We start from the raw sequence: 5,000 nt of genomic DNA on the forward strand, positions 1-5,000 counted from the left end.
ATTGTCCTAACGTATATGCGTAGTGCTATACCAATTCTCTATAGAACCCATTTTGGATCTTTAATATAGGAGGTAAGATGAGAGGCCCGTAGTATTCTCTAGCCCATGCCGTACTCCAGCAGCTTAAGCGAACCAGAATGGGAAATCATCGAGCCACTCCTACCCCAAAAGAAGCGAACCAGACCGCCTCGATGGACAAAACGGGAAATCTTGGATGGGATCTTCTATCAACTCAAGAATGGATGTAATTGGGGTGATTTGCCCAAAGACCTGCCGCCCTACTCCACGGTATTTTGGCATTACAAGCAGTGGAGAACCGAGGAAGTGCTTGAGCAGATTCACGATACGTTACATGCCCAAGTGCGCAAACAAGTCCAAAAAAAACAAAGTGGACAACCTTGCTCCTGATTGACTCACAGGCAGTGAAAAACACCTGTAATGCGGGCATTGAATCGAAAGGGTTCTGTTTTTACAAATGCACCAATGGCATCAAAAGACATCTGGCGGTCGATACATTGGGATTCCCCTTTTTCACGCACTGCACCCGTGCCAACGGGTCTGATGACCAGGGGCTAATTGAAGTGCTGGAGAACAACATCGATTACTTCAAGGCTAGACCTGAGGATTTACCGAAGCTGACGATTCTGCTGGATAACGGATATCACCCGGACAAGCTCATCGAAGCTTTAGAGCAGATTTATCCCCAGATTATGACCAAGATTCAATTTGAATTGGCTCCCAAGCCGACCAAGGCTGAAAAAGCCGCAGAAGGGAAAACGGGATTTGTGGTCATCGCAACTCGCTGGGTCATTGAGCGCTCGAATGCTTGGATGGAACGCTGTAAGAGTTTGGTCAAGAACTTTGAGAGAACCCTGGACAATGGCTACTGCCAAGGTCAATCTTTGCTTCATCCGACTAATGATCAAACGGCTAGCGGTCAATTAGATGTCAAATGGGTTCTATAGACCGACTGAAGCGTGACTCCAATGCCTCTAGCTTTGGCTTGATAGGCAGCATTGACTGACGGTAAGATGCCACACACCACCAGACTCATTAGATTCACCACCGTCGAGAACAGCATCTCGGTGATATTGCCGCTGAACTTGCTGCTCAAACAACGCATCAACCTCCTCGGCAGGCAGACTCTGTTCTAACAGCACCCTCAACATCACGCTGAACGGACTCTCAGTGATGAAACGCTCAAACACTTCTCCCAAAATCATGGCTCAAACGGGGGTAGACGTTCAGCTTTTAGAATAGAAGCCTGAAAGCCAATGATGACAGGGATAATAGAAAATATTAAGAAACTCTCAAGTGACCTTTAGAGAGCATAAACCATAGCAATTCTCACCCAAGGAATTGTTTGAATGAGGGGGTTGACAGGGGTAAGGTGGGGGAGTTATCTTAGTAAAGCGGTCGAAACGGGGAAGCGAAAGCGCCCCAAAGTAAAACTGCTAGAACCTAGACATAGTAATAGTTTGAAAGCCATAAGGAATTATAAACCTCGTCAAGATAATGACTTAATAGTGTAAAGCCTATTGAGTAATCGAGAGAGGATAAGAGATTTGTATAGATTCAGTCTATATAGGTTTCTTATTTAGAATGTAGAGAGCTACAGACATCCGAGCGACTTGAGAGAGTCGGAATAAAATGGAGAGTTTGATCCTGGCTCAGGATGAACGCTGGCGGTATGCTTAACACATGCAAGTCGAACGAAAGTCTTCGGACTTTAGTGGCGGACGGGTGAGTAACGCGTGAGAATCTGCCTATAGGTTGGGGACAACAGATGGAAACGTCTGCTAATACCGAATATGCCGAGAGGTAAAAGCTTTAGTGCCTGTAGATGAGCTCGCGTCCGATTAGCTAGTTGGTGAGGTAAGAGCTTACCAAGGCGACGATCGGTAGCTGGTCTGAGAGGATGATCAGCCACACTGGGACTGAGACACGGCCCAGACTCCTACGGGAGGCAGCAGTGGGGAATTTTCCGCAATGGGCGAAAGCCTGACGGAGCAATACCGCGTGCGGGACGAAGGCTTTTGGGTCGTAAACCGCTTTTGTTAGGGAAGAACACAATGACGGTACCTAACGAATCAGCATCGGCTAACTCCGTGCCAGCAGCCGCGGTAATACGGGGGATGCAAGCGTTATCCGGAATTATTGGGCGTAAAGCGTCCGCAGGTGGTTTATCAAGTCTGCTGTTAAATGGTGGGGCTTAACCCCATAAAGGCAGTGGAAACTGAGAGACTAGAGTACGGTAGGGGTAGCGGGAATTCCCAGTGTAGCGGTGAAATGCGTAGATATTGGGAAGAACACCAGCGGCGAAGGCGCGCTACTGGGCCGAAACTGACACTCATGGACGAAAGCTAGGGGAGCGAAAGGGATTAGATACCCCTGTAGTCCTAGCTGTAAACGATGACAACTAGGTGTTGCGCGTATCGACCCGTGCAGTGCCGTAGCTAACGCGTTAAGTTGTCCGCCTGGGGAGTACGCACGCAAGTGTGAAACTCAAAGGAATTGACGGGGGCCCGCACAAGCGGTGGAGTATGTGGTTTAATTCGATGCAACGCGAAGAACCTTACCAGGGCTTGACATGTCGCGAATCCCGGTGAAAGTCGGGAGTGCCTTCGGGAACGCGAACACAGGTGGTGCATGGCTGTCGTCAGCTCGTGTCGTGAGATGTTGGGTTAAGTCCCGCAACGAGCGCAACCCTCGTTTCTAGTTGCCATCATTAAGTTGGGCACTTTAGAGAGACTGCCGGTGACAAACCGGAGGAAGGTGGGGATGACGTCAAGTCAGCATGCCCCTTACGCCCTGGGCTACACACGTACTACAATGCTGTGGACAAAGAGTTGCAAGCCAGCGATGGCAAGCTAATCTCATAAACCATGGCTCAGTTCAGATTGCAGGCTGCAACTCGCCTGCATGAAGGAGGAATCGCTAGTAATCGCAGGTCAGCATACTGCGGTGAATACGTTCCCGGGCCTTGTACACACCGCCCGTCACACCATGGGAGTTGGCCACGCCCGAAGTCGTTACTCCAACCGTTCGCGGAGGGGAACGCCGAAGGCAGGGCTGATGACTGGGGTGAAGTCGTAACAAGGTAGCCGTACCGGAAGGTGTGGCTGGATCACCTCCTTTAAGGGAGACCTCCCGCTGTACAGTGCTTTATAGCGCACTGCACAGACGGTCAACCTAAGGTCGGTCGAGGAATAAGTCTAAGTGGCTTTCAAACTATCTAGGGAACAGAAATGGGCTATTAGCTCAGGTGGTTAGAGCGCACCCCTGATAAGGGTGAGGTCCCTGGTTCGAGTCCAGGATGGCCCACTTTTACTTGAGGGGGTTTAGCTCAGTTGGTAGAGCGCCTGCTTTGCAAGCAGGATGTCAACGGTTCGAGTCCGTTAACCTCCACTGAAGATTCGCGCTTTTCCAGCATCTTATTTCAGTTATTTTCAAAGAGCTGAGACAGACTGCTGGGCAAATGCTCAGTTAGAACCTTGAAAACTGCATAGTAACTTGTCAGGTAGAAATAATATATAGCTGATGGCTCTTAGTATTAATGCTAAGAGCGAAGAAGCTAAATATTGAGTCACAGACACCAATGTGATACTTTTCAATTTTTAGGAAATAGAAATTGATAGAAGTGGTCAAGCTAATAAGGGCTCATGGTGGATACCTAGGCACACAGAGGCGAAGAAGGACGCAGTTACCGGCGATACGCCCCGGGGAGTTGGAAGCAAGCATTGATCCGGGGGTTTCCGAATGGGGCAACCCTATATACTGCCACCTGAATCTATAGGGTGGAAAGAGCGAACGCAGCGAATTGAAACATCTTAGTAGCTGTAGGAAGAGAAAACAAACGTGATTCCCCTAGTAGCGGCGAGCGAAGCGGGAGAAGCCTAAACCAGTAGGCATGCTTACTGGGGTCGTGGGACAGCGATATGGACTCTAGCGGTTAGACGAAGCAGCTGAATACTGCACCAGAGGAGGTGAAAGTCCTGTAGTCGAAAACTTAAAGATACTAGCTGCATCCCGAGTAGCCTGGAGCACGTGAAATTCCGGGTGAATCAGCGAGGACCACCTCGTAAGGCTAAATACTCCTGTGTGACCGATAGTGAACCAGTACCGCGAGGGAACGGTGAAAAGAACCCCGGAAGGGGAGTGAAATAGAACATGAAACCGTGAGCCTACAAGCAATCGAAGCACGATTAAACGTGTGACGGTGTGCCTGTTGAAGAATGAGCCGGCGACTTATAGGCACTGGTAGGTTAAGGCGAGAATGCCGAAGCCAAAGCGAAAGCGAGTCTGAAAAGGGCGTTAATCAGTGTTTATAGACCCGAACCCGGGTGATCTAACCATGTCCAGGATGAAGCTTGGGTAACACCAAGTGGAGGTCCGAACCGACTGATGTTGAAAAATCAGCGGATGAGGTGTGGTTAGGGGTGAAATGCCAATCGAACCCGGAGCTAGCTGGTTCTCCCCGAAATGTGTTTAGGCGCAGCGGTAACGATTATAGCTGGGGGGTAAAGCACTGATTCGGTGCGGGCTGCGAGAGCGGTACCAAATCGAGTCAAACTCTGAATACCCAGTGGATACGTTGCTAGTGAGACGGTGGGGGATAAGCTTCATCGTCAAGAGGGAAACAGCCCAGACCACCAGCTAAGGTCCCCAAATCATCGTTAAGTGATAAAGGAGGTGGGAGTGCAAAGACAACCAGGAGGTTTGCCTAGAAGCAGCCAACCTTAAAAGAGTGCGTAATAGCTCACTGGTCAAGCGCTCCTGCGCCGAAAATGAACGGGGCTAAACGATGTACCGAAGCTGTGGGATATATCTTTGATGTATCGGTAGGGGAGCGTTCTGTTGTAGTTTGAAGCATCAGCGGAAGCAGGTGTGGACGAAGCAGAAGTGAGAATGTCGGCTTGAGTAGCGCAAACATTGGTGAGAATCCAATGCCCTGAAATCCCAAGGTTTCCTCCGGAAGGCTCGTCCGCGGAGGGTTAGTC

At 49.7% G+C, this 5,000-nt stretch carries 3 protein-coding genes, 2 tRNA genes and 2 rRNA genes (1 of these 7 running past the window's edge); 6 read left to right on the forward strand and 1 reads right to left on the reverse strand.

Annotated elements, in window-relative coordinates:
* Window positions 1–105: 105 nt before the first annotated feature.
* Both AC1S5B_RS22595 and AC1S5B_RS22600 read left to right on the forward strand, forming a co-directional pair.
* On the forward strand, window positions 106–408 hold the full coding sequence (locus tag AC1S5B_RS22595; protein WP_482037933.1) for a transposase: 303 nt from the start codon (window positions 106–108) through the stop codon (window positions 406–408).
* A gap of 14 nt (window positions 409–422) precedes the next feature.
* Window positions 423–965, forward strand: coding sequence for a transposase (locus tag AC1S5B_RS22600; protein ID WP_482037934.1), 543 nt, complete (start codon window positions 423–425; stop codon window positions 963–965).
* Window positions 966–992: 27 nt separating this feature from the next.
* Here AC1S5B_RS22600 and AC1S5B_RS22605 read toward each other — a convergent pair whose 3' ends face one another.
* A complete protein-coding gene (locus AC1S5B_RS22605) occupies window positions 993–1,223 on the reverse strand; it encodes a hypothetical protein (protein WP_482037935.1) in 231 nt (76 codons plus the stop codon).
* Window positions 1,224–1,647: 424 nt separating this feature from the next.
* Between AC1S5B_RS22605 and AC1S5B_RS22610 the strand changes: the two genes are divergently transcribed.
* The 4 genes from AC1S5B_RS22610 to AC1S5B_RS22625 form a co-directional block, all read left to right on the forward strand.
* Window positions 1,648–3,138: ribosomal RNA gene (locus tag AC1S5B_RS22610) — 16S ribosomal RNA — on the forward strand.
* Window positions 3,139–3,250: 112 nt separating this feature from the next.
* Window positions 3,251–3,324 (forward strand) — tRNA-Ile (locus tag AC1S5B_RS22615).
* Window positions 3,325–3,335: 11 nt separating this feature from the next.
* Window positions 3,336–3,408 (forward strand) — tRNA-Ala (locus AC1S5B_RS22620).
* Window positions 3,409–3,642: 234 nt separating this feature from the next.
* Window positions 3,643–5,000: ribosomal RNA gene (locus tag AC1S5B_RS22625) — 23S ribosomal RNA — on the forward strand (it continues 1,521 nt past the right edge of the window).
* Together the 16S and 23S rRNA genes with 2 tRNA genes alongside form the textbook arrangement of a ribosomal RNA operon.

Source organism: Leptolyngbya sp. CALU 1928, assembly GCF_056784215.1.

What these genes read in the sequence shown, in the direction of transcription:
- AC1S5B_RS22595 (WP_482037933.1), top strand. Translation starts at nt 106, where the DNA reads ATGCCGTACTCCAGCAGCTTAAGCGAACCAGAATGGGAAATCATCGAG.
- AC1S5B_RS22605 (WP_482037935.1), bottom strand. Translation starts at nt 1,223, where the DNA reads ATGATTTTGGGAGAAGTGTTTGAGCGTTTCATCACTGAGAGTCCGTTC.